We start from the raw sequence: 15,998 nt of genomic DNA, 5'->3' as shown, positions 1-15,998 counted from the left end.
TCCAGAAAAAGAACAAAACCTAAAACAAATATCCAGCATCAGGATCCAGGACTACAGGAGGGGCTGAGGGAGGCCCCCATAAATCAGGGGATTATCCAATATTTTATAGGGGAATCTTTATGCAAAGGCATCCCTATGCCCTCAGCAAATCCAGATGATCCCTATTTAAGATTGGCAGCATGTATAAATATTCTTATGGAGATAATATCTGAAAAAACCCATGGAATGGCAAAGAGAATAAAAAACCAATTTATTGAAGGGGATGAATTAGTGGAATTAGAAAAAATGATTGCTAAAGAGCTTGGAGAAAAAATAGTATCTTCAACGCTAGTATTATCAGAGGAAGAATACGAAGGTATAATAGGGCCGATGACGTCCATGCTTATGGCTAAAATTACAGAAGTTCCGAAAGTCCTATTGGCACAAGAGGACGGCGCCCATGAAGGGAGTAAGCCTAAAATCTCTGAAATCCTTGCTTTGCAGAATTATTCAGAACAATATGAGCCGGGCCTGCTTGCACAAGCAGGACTCAAAAGGGGCGGAGAAGTAGATTTTGAAAGTGCAGGCAATTGTTTTGACCCATTTGACACTCCAATTATAACAAGGCCAGAGGATATAAGTAATGCCTATGAAGATTGGTTTGGATTGACGAAAGATGGTGGAGAAGTTAAAAAGACTCCTTTCGATAGGAGGCAGAAACGTATTTCTTATGATGAAGCAGCATTTCCTAAGCATGCCTCGGGGAAAAGCAAAAGAGCTAAGGCAATTTTGGATATCTCCAGGACTCCTAAAGCACATATTGAGCTATTGACTAAAATATTTCGAGAGGATTTAGTTAGATTAGAACGTATAGTGTCTGCAGCAGATACGTTAAAATTGCCAGAAGAAGAAAAGAGTGATATTTTCCAGATGACCAATACCTATGTAGTATTTTATGCAAATATGACGCGGCCAGACGTGGTAGATTGTTATTTGGCATTAAAAGAAGTGTTCGATACCGCAAGAGCTACATTTTCAGGGATAGAAATGTTTGCGGATGAAGATGGCCAGGAGGATACAGAAGGATCTTCCGCCCTTGGGTTTGATATGTTGTTGGGTCTGTCGGACTATTAAGCGGTGTCTCTCCACAACTGTTTCAGCCTGAAGTCAAAATCAATACCTTAATGGACAAAGCCCACCCGTCCTAAGGACATGAATTATGGGGTGCCCTTTGGGGCAAGTTAGAACATCCTTGCAAAGAAAATGCCCGTATTGTATAATCAGAATGTTAAATCAGCAAACGGGCAGATCTTATCATAAATGATACTCTAAGAAGAGGAGCTACTGTGGGTGAAAATAAATTGAACGTAAGTGAGAACGGCACCAATGAGCTGCTGTTGAGAATTGAAGAAAAATATAAAAAACTCAGCAAGGGACAGAAAAGGCTTGCTGACTATGTATGTGCGAACTACGACAAGGCTGTATTCCTGACAGCAGCCAGGCTGGGGGAAACAGTGGGGGTCAGTGAATCTACCGTCGTCCGGTTTGCCACTCAGCTCGGGTATACAGGGTATCCTGGCTTTCAGAAAGCACTGGAGGAGCTGGTCAGAAACAGGCTGAATTCTATCCAGAGGATGGAGGTGACCTATGGGAGGATCAGCCAGTCTGAAATACTGGCCACTGTGCTGCAGTCCGATATTGAGAAGATTAAACTGACCTTGGGAAGCATTGACCAAAAGGCCTTTGAGCTCGCTATAGATACAATTTTGAATGCCCGGAAAATATATGTGATCGGAATCAGAAGCTGTGCGCCCCTTGCTTCTTTCCTCACATTTTACCTGAATCTAATATGTGAGAATGTGACAGCTGTAAATACAAATAGCTCCAGTGAGATATTTGAACAATTGATCCGCATTAATGCAGAAGATGTGATCATCGGGATCAGCTTTCCCAGATATTCCATGCGTACTTTGAAAGCTCTGGAGTTTGCCAGCAACAGAAAGGCAAAAGTAATTACTCTGACAGACAGCGTGCATTCCCCTATGAATCTGTATTCCTCCTGTAACCTGATTGCCAGAAGCGATATGGCCTCGATTGTAGATTCTCTTGTGGCCCCGCTTAGCGTGGTGAATGCACTGGTTGTGGCCCTCTGTATGAAGAAGCAGAAAGAAGTCATAAGGACTCTTGAGACTTTGGAGGAAATTTGGGGGGAGTACCAAGTATACAGTGGGGACGAACTGAATCATGTAAGTGAGGCAATGCCCATAACATCAGGAAAGGCAGAAGGAGTTAGTGATGAGTAAAGTAGCCATAATAGGCGGCGGCGCCGCAGGGATGATGGCCGGGATTTTTGCAGCCAGAAAGGGCCACGAGGTGCACATATATGAAAAGAACGAAAAACTAGGAAAAAAGCTGTTTATTACCGGGAAGGGGCGATGCAACCTGACAAATGCAGGGGATATGGATACTTTGTTCCTAGCTGTTGCAAGCAATCCTAAGTTTTTGTACAGCGGCTTTTACAGTTTCACAAATGAGCAGGCAATTGCTTTTTTTGAAGAGCTGGGGGTTAAAACAAAAATAGAAAGAGGGAACAGGGTGTTTCCGGCCTCGGATCACTCCTCGGATATTATTTCTGCTATGAAAGCTGAACTGAAAAGGCTGCATGTGGAGGTACATTTACATATGGAGGCCGTTTCAGTTGAGGCAAAGGATGGGGAGTTTTGCTGTATCCGGCTGAAAGACGGGAGAAGGATTAAGGCCCAGGCATGTATTGTGGCCACAGGAGGCATCTCTTATCCTTCCACAGGCTCCACTGGGGATGGCTACCGTTTTGCCCAGTCGTGCGGCCACCATGTGACAGAGCTTCGCCCGTCTCTGGTGCCTATGGAAGTGAAAGAGAAGTTTGTCAAGGAGCTGCAGGGGTTGTCCCTCAAAAATACAAATGTATGTATTTACGATGGCAATAAAAAGATATATGAAGAATTTGGTGAAATGTTGTTTACACATTATGGAGTAAGCGGTCCTGTGATTCTCAGTGCCAGCAGCCAGGTGGGGCCCTTGCTGGAAGAGAGGGAGCTGACTCTGTCCATAGACTTAAAGCCGGCCCTGTCCTTAGATCAGCTTGACCAGAGGATTTTAAGAGAATTTGAGGAGAATAAAAACCGGCAGTTTAAAAATGCCGTGGACAGGCTGTTTCCGGCAAAGCTTAGGCCGGTTATGGTTGAGCGCAGCGGAATCTCGCCGGATAAAAAAGTGAATGAAGTCAGCCGCAAAGAGCGGATTAAGTTTGCTGGGGCCATAAAAAAATTTGATATGACCCTCATTGGACTGAGAGGCTTTCAAGAAGCGATTATTACAAAAGGGGGCGTTGATGTCAGGCAGATAGATCCTGGCACGATGGAGTCAAAACTTGTGAAAGGACTTTATTTTGCGGGGGAGGTGCTGGACTTGGATGCCCTCACCGGAGGTTTTAATTTACAGATTGCATGGTCCACCGCATATTTGGCAGGCAATTCTATTGTTTAGGGAGGAGCTTGCCAATACAAATGAAGGGGATTTTAGAGAATTCTGGAAAGAAGGTATAGCATATGAAATTCAAAGAGTTTATAAACAGCAGAAGACTCTCATGGGTTATTACAGGGGCAGGGATGATACTTACATTGATAGTATTTTTCTTTCTGCCCGCCCAAATTCCTATGCATTTTACTGCCAGTGGAATAGCGGACGACCATTCAGGAAGAATACAAATATTTTTGTTTCCCATACTGCAGCTTTTGATTATGCTTCTTACAGGGGGTAAAAAGATAAAATACTGCCTTACGCATTCAAAGATGTTTTTAAGTGACATACAATATAATTGGATTGTAAGCGGCCTCTGCTTATTTATAATTCTAGGGGAGGCGTTGGTATTGTCCGTTGTTTTTTAACCCCTGGCCATAGTTAAAAAGCCGCCGGCTGGGGTTGGCTAAGTCAAAAAGTGAGAATTATAAGAGAGTTTTCAAATTCAGATAAAAGGAGATAGAAATGGGATATAATGTTGCGATAGATGGGCCGGCAGGCGCCGGAAAGAGTACCATAGCAAAGCTGGTTGCAAAGAAAAAGGGATATATTTATGTGGACACAGGTGCCATGTACCGTGCCATGGCACTTTACTTCCTGGACTGCGGCATTGACCCCAAAGATATAGAAAGGATTGGGGATGCCTGTAAAAAAGCGGATATCAGCATCAAGTATGAGGGAGAGAGCCAGCAGGTGTTTTTAAACGGTGAGAATGTGACTTCCCGGCTCAGAGATGAGGCTGTTGGAAATATGGCTTCAGTCACTTCGGCTATTCCCAGTGTAAGGGAAGCGCTGCTGGAGCTTCAGAGGAATCTGGCACAGACAGAGGATGTAATTATGGATGGCAGGGATATTGGCACACATATCCTTCCCAATGCGGATGTGAAAATTTACCTCACTGCAAGCATTGCCACAAGGGCCAGGAGACGTTATGAAGAGCTGTCAGAAAAAGGGGAGTCCTGCAATTATGAGGCCATAGAGAAAGATATTGAGGCACGTGATATGCGTGATATGACCAGGGATATAGCCCCCCTTAAACAGGCAGAGGACGCACATCTGATAGACAGCTCAGACATGGCCATTGAGGAGGTTGTGGAGGCAATTATCAAGTTTTGTAAATGAGGAGTATAAATTATGCATGTAGTTAGGGCTAAGACAGCTGGTTTTTGTTTTGGAGTCAGGAGGGCGGTAGAAACTGTGTACGGCCAGCTTGGCAGTGGAAAAGAGCAGGGCAGGGAAATCTACACATATGGCCCCATCATCCATAATGAAGAGGTTGTGAAAGATATGGAAAAGCAGGGCGTCCAGGTCTTAAGAACAGAGGAAGAGTTAGAGAGCCTTGCAGGAGGGACTGTGATTATCCGGTCTCATGGCGTACCAGAGCGCATTTATAAGAAAATGGAGGCCAGGGGACTTGAAATTGTTGACGCCACATGCCCTTTTGTCAAAAAGATACACAATATTGTCCGCAGAGAGAGCCAGTCAGGGAAACATATCGTGATTATCGGCGATCCATGCCATCCCGAGGTGGAGGGGATCAGGGGGTGGTCTGCTGACCGGGCGGCAGTAGTCCAAGACGCCGAAGATGCCAAAAGGCTTCCGTTAAATAAGGAGGATGCTGTCTGTATTGTCTCCCAGACGACATTTAATTACAATAAATTTAAAGAATTAGTTGAAATTATTTCTGAAAAGAGTTATGATGTAAGTGTTTTAAATACAATCTGTGGTGCCACAAAAGAGCGTCAGACTGAAGCACAGAGCATTGCAGAAGAGGTGGATGCTATGATAGTGATTGGCGACAAACATAGTTCCAACACCCAGAAGTTATTTGAAATATGCCAGAAAGCATGTAAGGATACGTACTATATACAGACACTTGACGATTTGGATTTGAATCAATTAGGGTCAGTGGAAACAGTAGGTATTACAGCAGGGGCATCCACGCCCAACAATATAATTGAGGAGGTTCAAAATAATGTCAGAATTATCTTTTGAACAAATGTTAGACGAGTCATTCAAAACTATTCATAACGGAGAGGTAGTCGAGGGGACTGTTATTGATGTGAAGCCGGATGAGATTATCCTGAATATTGGATATAAGGCAGACGGAATTGTTACAAAAAGTGAATATTCCAATGACCAGTCTGTAGATTTGACCACTGTTGTTTCCGTGGGCGATCCGATGACTGTGAAGGTTCTGAAAGTAAATGATGGAGAGGGCCAGGTGCTGCTCACATATAAGAGGCTCGCAGCAGAGAAAGGGAATGAAAGACTCAGAGAAGCTTTTGAAAATAAAGAAGTATTAAAGGCTACTGTCACACAGATTCTGGGGGGCGGCTTATGTGCCACAGTTGAAGAGGCTCGTGTATTTATTCCGGCAAGTCTTGTGTCAGACTCCTATGAGAAGGATTTAAGTAAATATGAAGGGCAGGAGATTGAGTTTGTAATCAGTGAGTTCAACCCAAGAAGGAACCGTGTGATCGGCGACAGGAGGCAGCTCCTCGTAGCGGAGAGGGCCGAAAGGCAGAAAGAGTTATTTGCGAAACTGCAGGTTGGGGATACAATTGAAGGCACTGTTAAAAACGTAACAGATTTCGGCGCTTTTGTAGACCTTGGCGGCGTAGACGGACTGCTGCATATATCTGAGATGTCCTGGGGCAGGGTTGAGAACCCGAAGAAGGTATTCCAGGTAGGGGATTCCCTGAAAGTACTTGTGAAGGACATCAATGATACAAAGGTTGCTCTTAGCCTCAAATTCCCTGAGACGAACCCATGGGCACATGCAGCAGAAGATTTTGCTGTGGGCAATGTTATAACAGGAAGAGTCGCACGTATGACAGACTTTGGCGCTTTTGTAGAGCTTGCGCCTGGAGTGGATGCACTGCTCCATGTATCCCAGATATCCAAAGCACATGTGGAGAAACCTTCTGATGTCCTCTCAATCGGCCAGGAGATTACAGCTAAGATTGTGGATCTGAACGAGGCAGACAAGAAGATCAGCCTGAGCATGAAAGCGTTGGAGCCGGAAGTACAGGATCAGGCAGATACAGAATAATCGTACTAAATAGGTTTTTAAAGAGAGGTTTTTGATTCTCTGTTATAGAATTTTGAGGCACAGGAATAATATTCCAGTGTCTCTTTTTCTCGTACCGGAAATTTAGTGTCCCAAGGACGGCGTGGCTGTGTTAAATATTCGACAAGATGTACCGATTTATATGCAAGAAAATGTTTATATTTACTAGATTTTGCATACAATTTTTAGTACAATATTAGAGTATGTTTGAGGCTGATACATGTGCCATATATGTCCTGTTTGCCGGCATTTTTCTTGTCTGTATAGAGGCCTGGCAGGCTGGGGCACTTATTTTGGCGGAAGTAATAATCAAACATATTCTAGTATTGCATAAAGAGAAAGGAAGGTAATTGAGAATGGGGCTTTTGACTTTTAAAGGCGGAATTCATCCCAATGACGGAAAAAGTCTGGCAAAAGACCAGGCCATTACTGCTATACTGCCTGAAGGCAGTCTGGTGTATCCTCTTTCGCAGCATATAGGCGCTCCTGCAAATCCTATGGTAAAAAAGGGCGACCATGTGTTAAAAGGCCAGAAGATTGCTGAGGCGGGAGGCTTTGTGTCAGCTCCTGTTTATGCGTCAGTGTCAGGTACTGTAAAGGGTTTGGAAAAGCATTTTAACCCTTCGGGGAGCAAGGTAGAATGTATAGTAGTAGAAAATGACGGGGAGTACCAGGAGGTCGCGTATGAACCGGCCAAACCTTTAGAGGAGATGACAGAGGAGGAAATTATAAATAAAATCGGGGAGGCTGGCATCGTAGGTATGGGAGGCGCCGGGTTCCCTACAAAGGTAAAACTCTCTCCTAAAGAGCCAGATAAAATAGAGTATATTATTGCAAACTGTGCGGAATGTGAGCCTTACATAACTGCAGACTACCGCAGGATGCTGGAGAATACGGAAGAACTCGTGAGTGGAATGCGGGTTGTATTATCCTTGTTCAAGAATGCCAAAGGTATCTTTGCAGTGGAGGATAATAAAAAGGATTGCATTGAAAAGCTTAAAGAGGCCGTAAAAGGGGAAACCCGCATGGAGGTTAAAGCGCTTCAGACGAAGTATCCCCAGGGTGCGGAGCGTCAGCTGATCTATGCGGTGACCAGGCGCGCCATACACGCCGCCATGCTGCCGGCTGATGCAGGATGCATTGTGGATAATGTAGAAACCCTGATAGGCATTGACCAGGCGGTGGTCAAGGGAAAGCCTTTGATGGAAAGAGTCGTGACTGTCAGCGGGGATGCTGTAGCAAAGCCTGGAAATTTCCGGGTTCTTTTAGGCACAAGCCACCAGGAGCTTATTCAGGCTGCAGGAGGCTTTAAGACAGAGCCTGAAAAGTTGATTTCGGGCGGTCCCATGATGGGGTTTGCCATGGTGGCCCTGGATGCGCCGGTTACGAAAACCTCTTCCTCCATCCTTGCGTTTAAGGAGGATATAGTGGCAAAGTCAAAACCCACCCCATGTATAAACTGCGGCCGCTGTGTGGAAGTGTGCCCCAGCCGTATTATTCCTTCTAGGCTGGCGGATTATGCAGAAAGACATGACGAAGAGACCTTTACGGCACAAAACGGCCTGGAGTGCGTGGAATGTGGTTCCTGCAGCTATGTCTGTCCTGCAAAGAGGCCGCTCAAGCAGTCCATAGGGTCAATGAGGAAAATCGCCCTGGCAAACAGAAAGAAAAAATAACAAAAGAGGTGAATTAAAAGTGAACGAGAAATTAAACATATCATCCTCACCGCACATACGGGACAAAGTAACCAGCGGCAATATTATGCTGATGGTAACTATTGCACTGCTTCCGGCCACTATTTTTGGGATTTATAATTTCAGGCATGAGAATGCATGGCTATTGGTAGTTGTTACTACTGCCTCTGCGGTGCTGGCTGAGTACATATATGAGAGGCTGATGCATAAAACCGTCACAATCAAGGATTTCAGCGCAGTTGTGACGGGACTTCTGCTTGCGCTGAACCTGCCGCCCACACTGCCTTTGTGGATGGGGGCGCTGGGTTCTGTGTTTGCCATTATTGTTGTAAAGCAGCTTTTCGGCGGACTGGGGCAGAATTTTATGAACCCAGCGCTGGGAGCAAGATGTTTTCTGTTGATTTCCTTCACAGGCCGCATGACATATTTTGTATATGACGGCGTGACAGGAGCCACCCCCCTGGCAGAAATGAGGGCGGGCAATGCCGTAAATACGATGGATATGCTGCTTGGAAATATCCGTGGTACAATCGGGGAGACATCAGTGATTGCGATTATGATAGGCGCTATGTTCCTGCTGCTGATGGGAGTGATTGATTTAAGAATCCCAGGTACATATATTGTGACATTTGTTATTTTCATCTCCATTTTTGGCGGCCATGGGTTTGACCCCTATTTTATAACAGCACACTTGTGCGGCGGCGGCCTGATGCTGGGCGCATGGTTTATGGCAACGGATTATGTCACATCGCCAATCACAAAGAGCGGCCAGATTGTTTATGGAATCTGCCTCGGACTTCTGACCGGACTTTTCAGGCTCTTTGGGGGTTCGGCAGAAGGGGTTTCCTATGCGATTATCATCAGTAACCTTTTAGTCCCACTGATTGAGAAGGTTACTCTTCCAAAACCATTTGGTAAAGGAGGAGAGAAATAATGAATAAAATAGCAAAAAACACGTTTATACTTACGGCAATCACTTTAATTGCGGGAGTTTTATTGGGGTTGGTTTATGAGGTGACGAAAAACCCTATAGCAGTGGCCAAAGAAAATACTAAGCAGGAGGCATACAGAACGGTTTTGCCAGATGCGGCATCTTTTGAAAGCTATACGGATTTCGATGGCTCAAAAGCATCCGAAGTGCTGCAAGGCGCCGGATATACAGGTGAAGATATCACGGAGGTGGCCCAGGCGGAGGATAAAAATGGCGAGCTGATCGGATATGTTATTACGGCCACTTCCCATGAGGGATATGCTGGGGATATCCAGATCTCCGTAGGGATCTTAAATGACGGGACCGTAAAGGGGATTGATATGCTTTCTATCAATGAGACAGCGGGATTAGGCATGAAAGCAGATGAACCAGAATTTAAAAATCAGTTTAAGGATAAGCAGGTAGAAAAATTCTCCTATACAAAAAGTGGAGAAGAGGGCGATGATAAGATTGACGCACTCAGCGGGGCAACAATCACTACAAGTGCGGTGACAAACGCAGTGGATTCTGCCCTTGTATATTTCCAGAACGTGTTAGGAGGTAGTGTTGATGAATAAGTACGGAGAAAGACTGTTTAACGGCCTGATTAAAGAAAACCCTACTTTTGTACTGATGCTGGGAATGTGCCCTACACTGGCAGTCACCACGTCAGCAGTCAATGGCATAGGCATGGGACTTTCCACCACAGTGGTGCTTGTACTGTCAAATATGCTGATTTCCATGCTCAGGAAGATTATCCCGGATTCAGTCAGAATGCCGGCATTTATTGTAGTAGTGGCCTCATTTGTTACTATCGTGCAGTTTCTGTTGGAAGGTTTTGTCCCAAGCTTATATGCTTCTCTGGGACTGTATATCCCTCTCATTGTGGTAAACTGCATTATTTTGGGAAGGGCAGAGAGCTATGCCTCTAAAAACCCCATACTTCCATCCATGTTTGACGGAATAGGGATGGGACTTGGATTTACGGTGGGACTTACAGCTATCGGCGTGGTCAGAGAATTGATTGGCGCCGGAAAGATATTTGACATACAAGTACTGCCTTCCTCCTATGAGCCTGTGACAATTTTTATACTGGCTCCTGGCGCATTCTTTGTTCTCGCCTGTCTGACTGCCCTGCAGAATAAGGTTAAAAACCGCTTGGCAAGAAGAGGGGATCCGGCGGCAGAGAAAATCGGATGTGGAACGGGATGTGAATCCTGTGGCCGGAAAGACTCCTGCGGAGGCGGTATTTTTCCAGCAGAAGCAGAGATTATAAAAGCAGAAGCAAAAGAGAAGGAATAGGAGGAGAGCGGGATGAAAGAATTATTTTTAATTGCAGTAGGCTCTGCCTTTGTAAACAACGTCGTGCTGAGCCAGTTCTTGGGAATCTGCCCGTTTCTCGGCGTGTCTAAAAATGTTAAGACGGCCGGGGGCATGGGCGGCGCTGTTGTATTTGTCATTACGATAGCTTCTCTTGTCACAAGCCTGATTTACCAATTTATCCTGGTGCCTGCGGGGTTTGAATATTTACAGACAATTGTATTTATTCTTGTCATTGCTGCCCTTGTACAGTTTGTGGAGATGTTCCTAAAGAAAGCCATGCCTCCTTTGTATAATGCCCTAGGGGTGTATCTGCCGCTGATCACAACAAACTGTGCTGTGCTTGGCGTGGCGCTGACCAATGTCCAGAAGTCTTATAATATTCTGGAGGGTGTGGTAAATGGCATTGCCACAGCATCTGGATTCTTGGTGGCGATTGTCTTGATGGCCGGCATCCGGGAAAAGATCGAGTATAACGATGTGACAGAGTCTTTCAAAGGAACACCTATTGTCCTGGTTACAGCTGGGTTAATGGCAATTGCATTTTTCGGATTTTCAGGATTGATTTAGGAGGAAAGAGACATGAGTATATCAGCAATTTTAATAGCTGCGGCAATCGTCGGCGGAACTGGATTATTCATCGGTATCTTCCTTGGGATATCTGGAAAGAAGTTTGCCGTGGAGGTAGATGAGAGGGAGGAGGCTATCCTTGGCGTCCTTCCGGGAAATAACTGCGGCGGCTGCGGCTACGCAGGATGTTCAGGCCTTGCAGCGGCCATTGTGGAGGGAAGCGCAGAGGTAGGGGCCTGCCCCGTGGGAGGAGCCCCTGTCGCAGCTCAGATCGGTGAGATTATGGGAATTTCGGCTGGGGAGCAAGTACGCCAGACTGCATTTGTGAAGTGTGGTGGGACCTGCGAGAAGGCCCAGGACCAATATGAATATTATGGGATCGAGGATTGTGTTATGGCAAGCATGATGCAGGATGCAGGCCCCAAAGGCTGTTCATATGGGTGCATGGGTTTCGGTACTTGTGTAAAGGCGTGCCCTTTTGACGCAATACATATTTTGGATGGAATCGCCGTTGTGGACAAGGAAAAATGTAAGGCCTGCGGAAAATGTATCGCAGCATGTCCAAAACATTTGATTGAAATGGTGCCATATAACCAGAAAACGTTTGTACAGTGTAATTCCAATGATAAGGGCAAGGCCCTCATGGATGTCTGTCTGGTGGGCTGTATCGGCTGCAGGCTGTGTGAGAAAAACTGCGAGGCGAAGGCTGTGACAGTGACAAACAGCCTGGCCCATATTGATGCTTCCAAATGTACGAACTGTGGGATATGTGCAAAGAAGTGCCCGAGGAAGATTATTATACCTAGGGAAATACCAGTAGAATAAAAAAGAATATAGAAAGCTAAACCGGGGCAGCCAATAGATTTGTGTCTGCTCCGGTTTATTTCTGTGGGCAAAGGGCCAAGGGGACAGGTTTACATGGCCATTTGGCGGCTAATGCGGGGGTATGATAAAATACACTGATGGCCCCATAGCTGCCAGTTTGACGTCCTGTTTGCATTGGGGGAATTGGCTTACCCTACATAGTGAAGCTCAAAATCATCTGTAACATAAATAGCCTGCACATGGTCGAGAGATTCTATCAGGCGGCTGCCCTCCTCCAGTCCCAGTGCGAAGCAGGAAGTGCTCAGTGCATCCCCGTCTGTAGAAGAATCTGAGATAATAGTGACCTGTAAGATATTGCTTTCATAAGGGTACCCTGTCTCAGGGTTCAGGATGTGGTGGTAAATATGCCCGTCCTTTTCAAAATATCTCTCGTAGGTTCCAGAAGATACTACAGACTTGCCGCGGATATCTACATCTGTTATGACCATATTTCTTTCTTCAAAAGGCATTTGGATCCCTATGTGGAAATCTTCTCCGTTCATCTTTCCGCCTATGGCAAGCACATTCCCGCCCAGATTAATCAGGCCGTGGCTGACCCCTTCTTTCTCCAGAAACTCTTTCAGCTTATCGGCAATGTACCCTTTCGCGATTCCGCCAAGGTCAATGGAGGCCTGGGGATCCTTAAGCTGGATTGAATTTCCTTTTACCAGGATATTCTCATATCCTACATGGCTGACCGCCTCAGAGATGGCGCTCTCATCGGGTATATTCCCTGGGTTATGGCTGATATCCCACAATTCTGTCAGGGGTGCGATTGTAATGTCAAAAAGTCCGTCTGTAAGCCTGCTATATTCCAGTGATTTCTCAATCAGCGCCGCTGTTTCCCAGGAGACGGTGACAGGATTCCCGCCTGCTGTATTGATTTTTGCCACATCGCTTGTTTCCACAGTTCTGCTTAGGAGCTGTTCATAATATTCACACAGGTCTTTACACTGGGTCAATAAGGTTTCGTCAGTGGTTCCCCATATTTCGATTGTAACTACTGTGTCAAAATACATATCTGTCATTTTCAGAGGTTCTTCAGATTGAGCAGAAGAGGCGCTGCAGCCGCTGAGTAAGAAAAGCGCAGATAACAGGATATATAAAAGAGTATGTTTCATAATGTAACCCTTTCTTTATGTAATGCCTATATTCAGCCGTATATTTATTGAACGTTAGGAGTTCAAGAAATATAATGTTTTGAATTATTATAAACACTTTCAGCCTAAATTACAATCGAACATGTGATTGCATTCTAAAGGCCTGTATGCTATGATAATGGCTGGAGGACTGTATGAGGAAAAATGATTTTGTTTTATTAGGCTTTTTTCTGGCAATTGCGCTGTTGGGAACCGTATATATTTTTATTGCGGGCAAGGAAAGCGGAGGAACTGTAAAGATCAGTGTAGATGGCAGGGCGTGGGGGAATTATGATTTGTCAGCGGACCAGACTGTGGATATAAAAGGGACAAATATATTGGAAATCCGGGATGGCAAGGCATCTATGAAGACGGCTGGCTGCCCTGACCAGATATGTGTCCACCAAAAGCCTATATCCAAAAATGGGGAGAGTATTATCTGCCTCCCAAACCGTGTGGTGGTGACAATAGATAGTGAAAATGAAGCTTCATTGGATGCCGTGAGCGGATAACAGTGGGCGGAGTTAAAAAGGAGGGTTCTGTGAAGGGCAGAGCAGCATATTTTGGAGTATTTACGGCACTGGCTCTTATTTTCAGCTATGTGGAGATGCTGATTCCGATTCAGCTCGGGGTGCCGGGCATTAAACTGGGACTTGCCAATTTGCTAGTTGTAATCATGCTTTATAGGTGCGGGGTTAAAGACGCATTTCTTCTCTCGGCAGTCAGGGTTGTGCTGTCCGGTTTTATATTTGGCAGCATGTTCAGCATTCTGTACAGCCTGGCAGGCGGGATTTTAAGCCTGGCAGCTATGGGACTTTTAAGAAAGACAGATTCTTTTAGTGTCATAGGGGTTAGTATGGCAGGCGGAGTTTTTCACAATATGGGACAGCTGCTTATGGCTATGGCGGTCACAAAAACAATAAAGATTGGCTATTATTTTCCCGTGCTTTTAGTTGCAGGGGTGGTGACAGGCATATTAATTGGGGTGGTATCGGCTGAGGTTTTAAAGAGGGTCCAAAACCTTCCGTTAAAAAGTTGAAGGAAAAGGCCCCATGCAGGCATACGGGGCATCAAAAGGGCGGCCATGCAGGCAGCGGGGCCTTAGACGCTGGCGGCAGCCATTAATTGGCCATGTGAGCATGTCAGCCTGGCTCGTTGCCGCGGGAATAAAAAGGATTGTGGGGGATAGGTATGATTTCATATGTTCGAGGTGAACTGGCCTATATTGAAAAGGAAAAGGTGATTATAGATGTGGGGGGAGTAGGGTATGGTATTTATATGCCAGGCCAGGCAATGAGCCTTCTTCCCCAGCCGGGAAATGAAGTTAAAATACATACATATTTGAATGTCCGCGAGGACGCCATGCAGCTGTTTGGCTTCCTGACACGGGATGACCTGGAAGTTTTTAAGCTTGTGATAGGGGTCAGTGGGATTGGGCCCAAAGGAGGCCTCAGTATTTTATCCCAGCTTACTCCGGATGAGCTTAGGTTTGCAGTGCTGTCGGGCGATGTGAAAGCTATCAGCGCATCTCCCGGGATTGGTAAGAAAACGGCAGAAAAGCTGATCATTGAACTGAAGGATAAGCTGGATATTGAAGATGCCCTGCACAGGGTATCCGGGGGCGGCGCTGATGAACCGGCCTATGAGCTGTCTGGAAGCGTTCAGTCTGAGGCAGTACAGGCATTGACGGCGCTGGGGTATTCCAGCGCCGACAGCCTGCGGGCCGTAAAGCAGGTAAGCCTTGAGAATCCTACAGTCGAGGATGTATTGAAAGAAGCGCTCAAAAAGATGCTTTAGCAGTATAGAGGGGACATATGGGAAAGCGAATTATAACTACAGAAAATTTAGAAGAAGATGTGAAGATCGAGAGCAGTTTGAGGCCTCAGTTTCTGGAAGATTATATTGGCCAGGAAAAGGCAAAGGAGACACTCCATATATATATCAGGGCTGCGAAAGAGCGGCAGGAAGCCCTGGACCATGTGTTGTTTTACGGCCCTCCTGGACTTGGCAAGACAACCCTGGCTGGGATCATTGCAAATGAGATGGGGGTGAATATAAAGATTACCTCTGGGCCGGCCATAGAAAAACCAGGAGAGATGGCTGCGATTCTGAATAACCTGCAGGAAAATGATGTTTTATTTGTAGATGAAATACACCGCCTCAACCGGCAGGTGGAGGAGGTCCTGTATCCGGCCATGGAGGATTACGCCATTGACATTATGATCGGTAAAGGGGCCACGGCCCGGTCTATACGCCTGGACCTGCCTAAATTTACCCTGGTGGGCGCAACCACCCGCGCAGGGATGCTGACAGCCCCCCTGCGTGACAGATTCGGCGTGGTGAACCATCTGGAGTTTTATACAGAGCATGAATTAAAAACCATTATTCTGCGTTCTGCCGCAGTCCTGGGGGTAGAGATAGACGAAAGAGGAGCCTTAGAGCTTGCAAAGCGTTCCAGGGGTACTCCCAGGCTTGCAAACCGGCTGTTGAAGAGAGTCCGGGACTTTGCACAGGTCAAATATGACGGGGTGATTTCAGAGGCTGTTGCAAATTATGCGCTGGATTTACTGGATGTGGACAGATATGGACTGGACCATATAGACAGAAATATTTTGCTCACAATGATCCAAAAGTTCCAGGGAGGCCCTGTGGGCCTTGATACGCTGGCTGCCTCTGTCTCTGAGGATGCAGGTACACTGGAAGATGTCTATGAGCCATATCTCTTGAAAAGCGGCTTTATCCAGAGAACCCCCAGAGGCCGGATCGCCACAGAGCTTGCCTATGGACATCTGGGAATCCCTAGGGAAATTACTTGAAAAAATAGTTGGTTT

The 15,998-nt window shown here is 45.9% G+C and carries 18 protein-coding genes; 17 read left to right on the top strand and 1 reads right to left on the bottom strand.

What is annotated here, in order from left to right:
* Positions 1 to 135: 135 nt before the first annotated feature.
* From EFA47_RS08515 to EFA47_RS08455, 13 genes are all read left to right on the top strand, one after another.
* Positions 136 to 1,113, top strand: a complete 978-nt coding sequence (locus EFA47_RS08515) for a hypothetical protein (RefSeq protein ID WP_164689957.1) — start codon at positions 136 to 138, stop codon at positions 1,111 to 1,113.
* Positions 1,114 to 1,325: 212 nt separating this feature from the next.
* Positions 1,326 to 2,282, top strand: a complete 957-nt coding sequence (locus tag EFA47_RS08510; RefSeq protein ID WP_206215522.1) for a MurR/RpiR family transcriptional regulator — start codon at positions 1,326 to 1,328, stop codon at positions 2,280 to 2,282.
* Positions 2,275 to 3,504, top strand: a complete 1,230-nt coding sequence (locus tag EFA47_RS08505) for a BaiN/RdsA family NAD(P)/FAD-dependent oxidoreductase (protein ID WP_122642884.1) — start codon at positions 2,275 to 2,277, stop codon at positions 3,502 to 3,504. Before EFA47_RS08510 ends, EFA47_RS08505 begins: the two co-directional genes overlap by 8 nt.
* A 62-nt stretch (positions 3,505 to 3,566) precedes the next feature.
* On the top strand, positions 3,567 to 3,905 hold the full coding sequence (locus tag EFA47_RS08500) for a DUF1648 domain-containing protein (protein ID WP_122642883.1): 339 nt from the start codon (positions 3,567 to 3,569) through the stop codon (positions 3,903 to 3,905).
* A 97-nt stretch (positions 3,906 to 4,002) separates the two neighbouring features.
* A complete protein-coding gene (gene cmk / locus EFA47_RS08495; protein WP_122642882.1) occupies positions 4,003 to 4,659 on the top strand; it encodes a (d)CMP kinase in 657 nt (218 codons plus the stop codon).
* Positions 4,660 to 4,671: 12 nt separating this feature from the next.
* Complete coding sequence (ispH, locus tag EFA47_RS08490; RefSeq protein WP_122642881.1) at positions 4,672 to 5,532, top strand: 4-hydroxy-3-methylbut-2-enyl diphosphate reductase; 861 nt, start codon at positions 4,672 to 4,674, stop codon at positions 5,530 to 5,532.
* Complete coding sequence (gene rpsA / locus EFA47_RS08485) at positions 5,513 to 6,592, top strand: 30S ribosomal protein S1 (RefSeq protein ID WP_122642880.1); 1,080 nt, start codon at positions 5,513 to 5,515, stop codon at positions 6,590 to 6,592. The genes ispH and rpsA overlap by 20 nt, the downstream gene beginning before the upstream one ends.
* 374 nt (positions 6,593 to 6,966) lie before the next feature.
* On the top strand, positions 6,967 to 8,286 hold the full coding sequence (gene rsxC, locus EFA47_RS08480) for an electron transport complex subunit RsxC (RefSeq protein ID WP_122642879.1): 1,320 nt from the start codon (positions 6,967 to 6,969) through the stop codon (positions 8,284 to 8,286).
* A 19-nt stretch (positions 8,287 to 8,305) separates the two neighbouring features.
* Positions 8,306 to 9,238: an RnfABCDGE type electron transport complex subunit D gene (locus EFA47_RS08475; protein ID WP_122642878.1), complete on the top strand. Its 933-nt coding sequence runs from the start codon at positions 8,306 to 8,308 to the stop codon at positions 9,236 to 9,238.
* Positions 9,238 to 9,852 (top strand): RnfABCDGE type electron transport complex subunit G, encoded by a 615-nt coding sequence (locus EFA47_RS08470; RefSeq protein WP_122642877.1) that lies wholly within the window; start codon positions 9,238 to 9,240, stop codon positions 9,850 to 9,852. The genes EFA47_RS08475 and EFA47_RS08470 overlap by 1 nt, the downstream gene beginning before the upstream one ends.
* Complete coding sequence (gene rsxE, locus EFA47_RS08465) at positions 9,845 to 10,576, top strand: electron transport complex subunit RsxE (protein ID WP_122642876.1); 732 nt, start codon at positions 9,845 to 9,847, stop codon at positions 10,574 to 10,576. Before EFA47_RS08470 ends, rsxE begins: the two co-directional genes overlap by 8 nt.
* A 12-nt stretch (positions 10,577 to 10,588) precedes the next feature.
* Positions 10,589 to 11,164, top strand: coding sequence for an electron transport complex protein RnfA (locus EFA47_RS08460; protein ID WP_122642875.1), 576 nt, complete (start codon positions 10,589 to 10,591; stop codon positions 11,162 to 11,164).
* 12 nt (positions 11,165 to 11,176) lie between these two features.
* The gene (locus EFA47_RS08455) at positions 11,177 to 11,989 is read left to right on the top strand and encodes an RnfABCDGE type electron transport complex subunit B (protein WP_122642874.1); all 813 of its coding nucleotides are present in this window, start codon (positions 11,177 to 11,179) and stop codon (positions 11,987 to 11,989) included.
* A gap of 188 nt (positions 11,990 to 12,177) precedes the next feature.
* Here EFA47_RS08455 and EFA47_RS08450 read toward each other — a convergent pair whose 3' ends face one another.
* A complete protein-coding gene (locus EFA47_RS08450; RefSeq protein ID WP_122642873.1) occupies positions 12,178 to 13,149 on the bottom strand; it encodes an FAD:protein FMN transferase in 972 nt (323 codons plus the stop codon).
* 173 nt (positions 13,150 to 13,322) lie between these two features.
* On the opposite strand from EFA47_RS08450, the gene EFA47_RS08445 reads away from it, so the two are divergent.
* The 4 genes from EFA47_RS08445 to ruvB all read left to right on the top strand — a co-directional run bounded on the left by EFA47_RS08445 (position 13,323) and on the right by ruvB (position 15,983).
* Positions 13,323 to 13,679, top strand: a complete 357-nt coding sequence (locus tag EFA47_RS08445; RefSeq protein ID WP_122642872.1) for a NusG domain II-containing protein — start codon at positions 13,323 to 13,325, stop codon at positions 13,677 to 13,679.
* A 29-nt stretch (positions 13,680 to 13,708) separates the two neighbouring features.
* A complete protein-coding gene (locus EFA47_RS08440) occupies positions 13,709 to 14,206 on the top strand; it encodes a Gx transporter family protein (RefSeq protein ID WP_122642871.1) in 498 nt (165 codons plus the stop codon).
* A 152-nt stretch (positions 14,207 to 14,358) separates the two neighbouring features.
* Positions 14,359 to 14,964: a Holliday junction branch migration protein RuvA gene (ruvA, locus tag EFA47_RS08435; protein ID WP_122642870.1), complete on the top strand. Its 606-nt coding sequence runs from the start codon at positions 14,359 to 14,361 to the stop codon at positions 14,962 to 14,964.
* Positions 14,965 to 14,981: 17 nt separating this feature from the next.
* Positions 14,982 to 15,983 (top strand): Holliday junction branch migration DNA helicase RuvB, encoded by a 1,002-nt coding sequence (gene ruvB / locus EFA47_RS08430; protein ID WP_122642869.1) that lies wholly within the window; start codon positions 14,982 to 14,984, stop codon positions 15,981 to 15,983.
* Positions 15,984 to 15,998: the final 15 nt, after the last annotated feature.

Origin of the sequence: Luxibacter massiliensis (assembly GCF_900604355.1) — a bacterium.
GTDB lineage: Bacteria > Bacillota > Clostridia > Lachnospirales > Lachnospiraceae > Luxibacter > Luxibacter massiliensis.
Note: the sequence above shows the minus strand (reverse complement) of the source record. Positions and strands in the feature narration are given on the sequence as shown.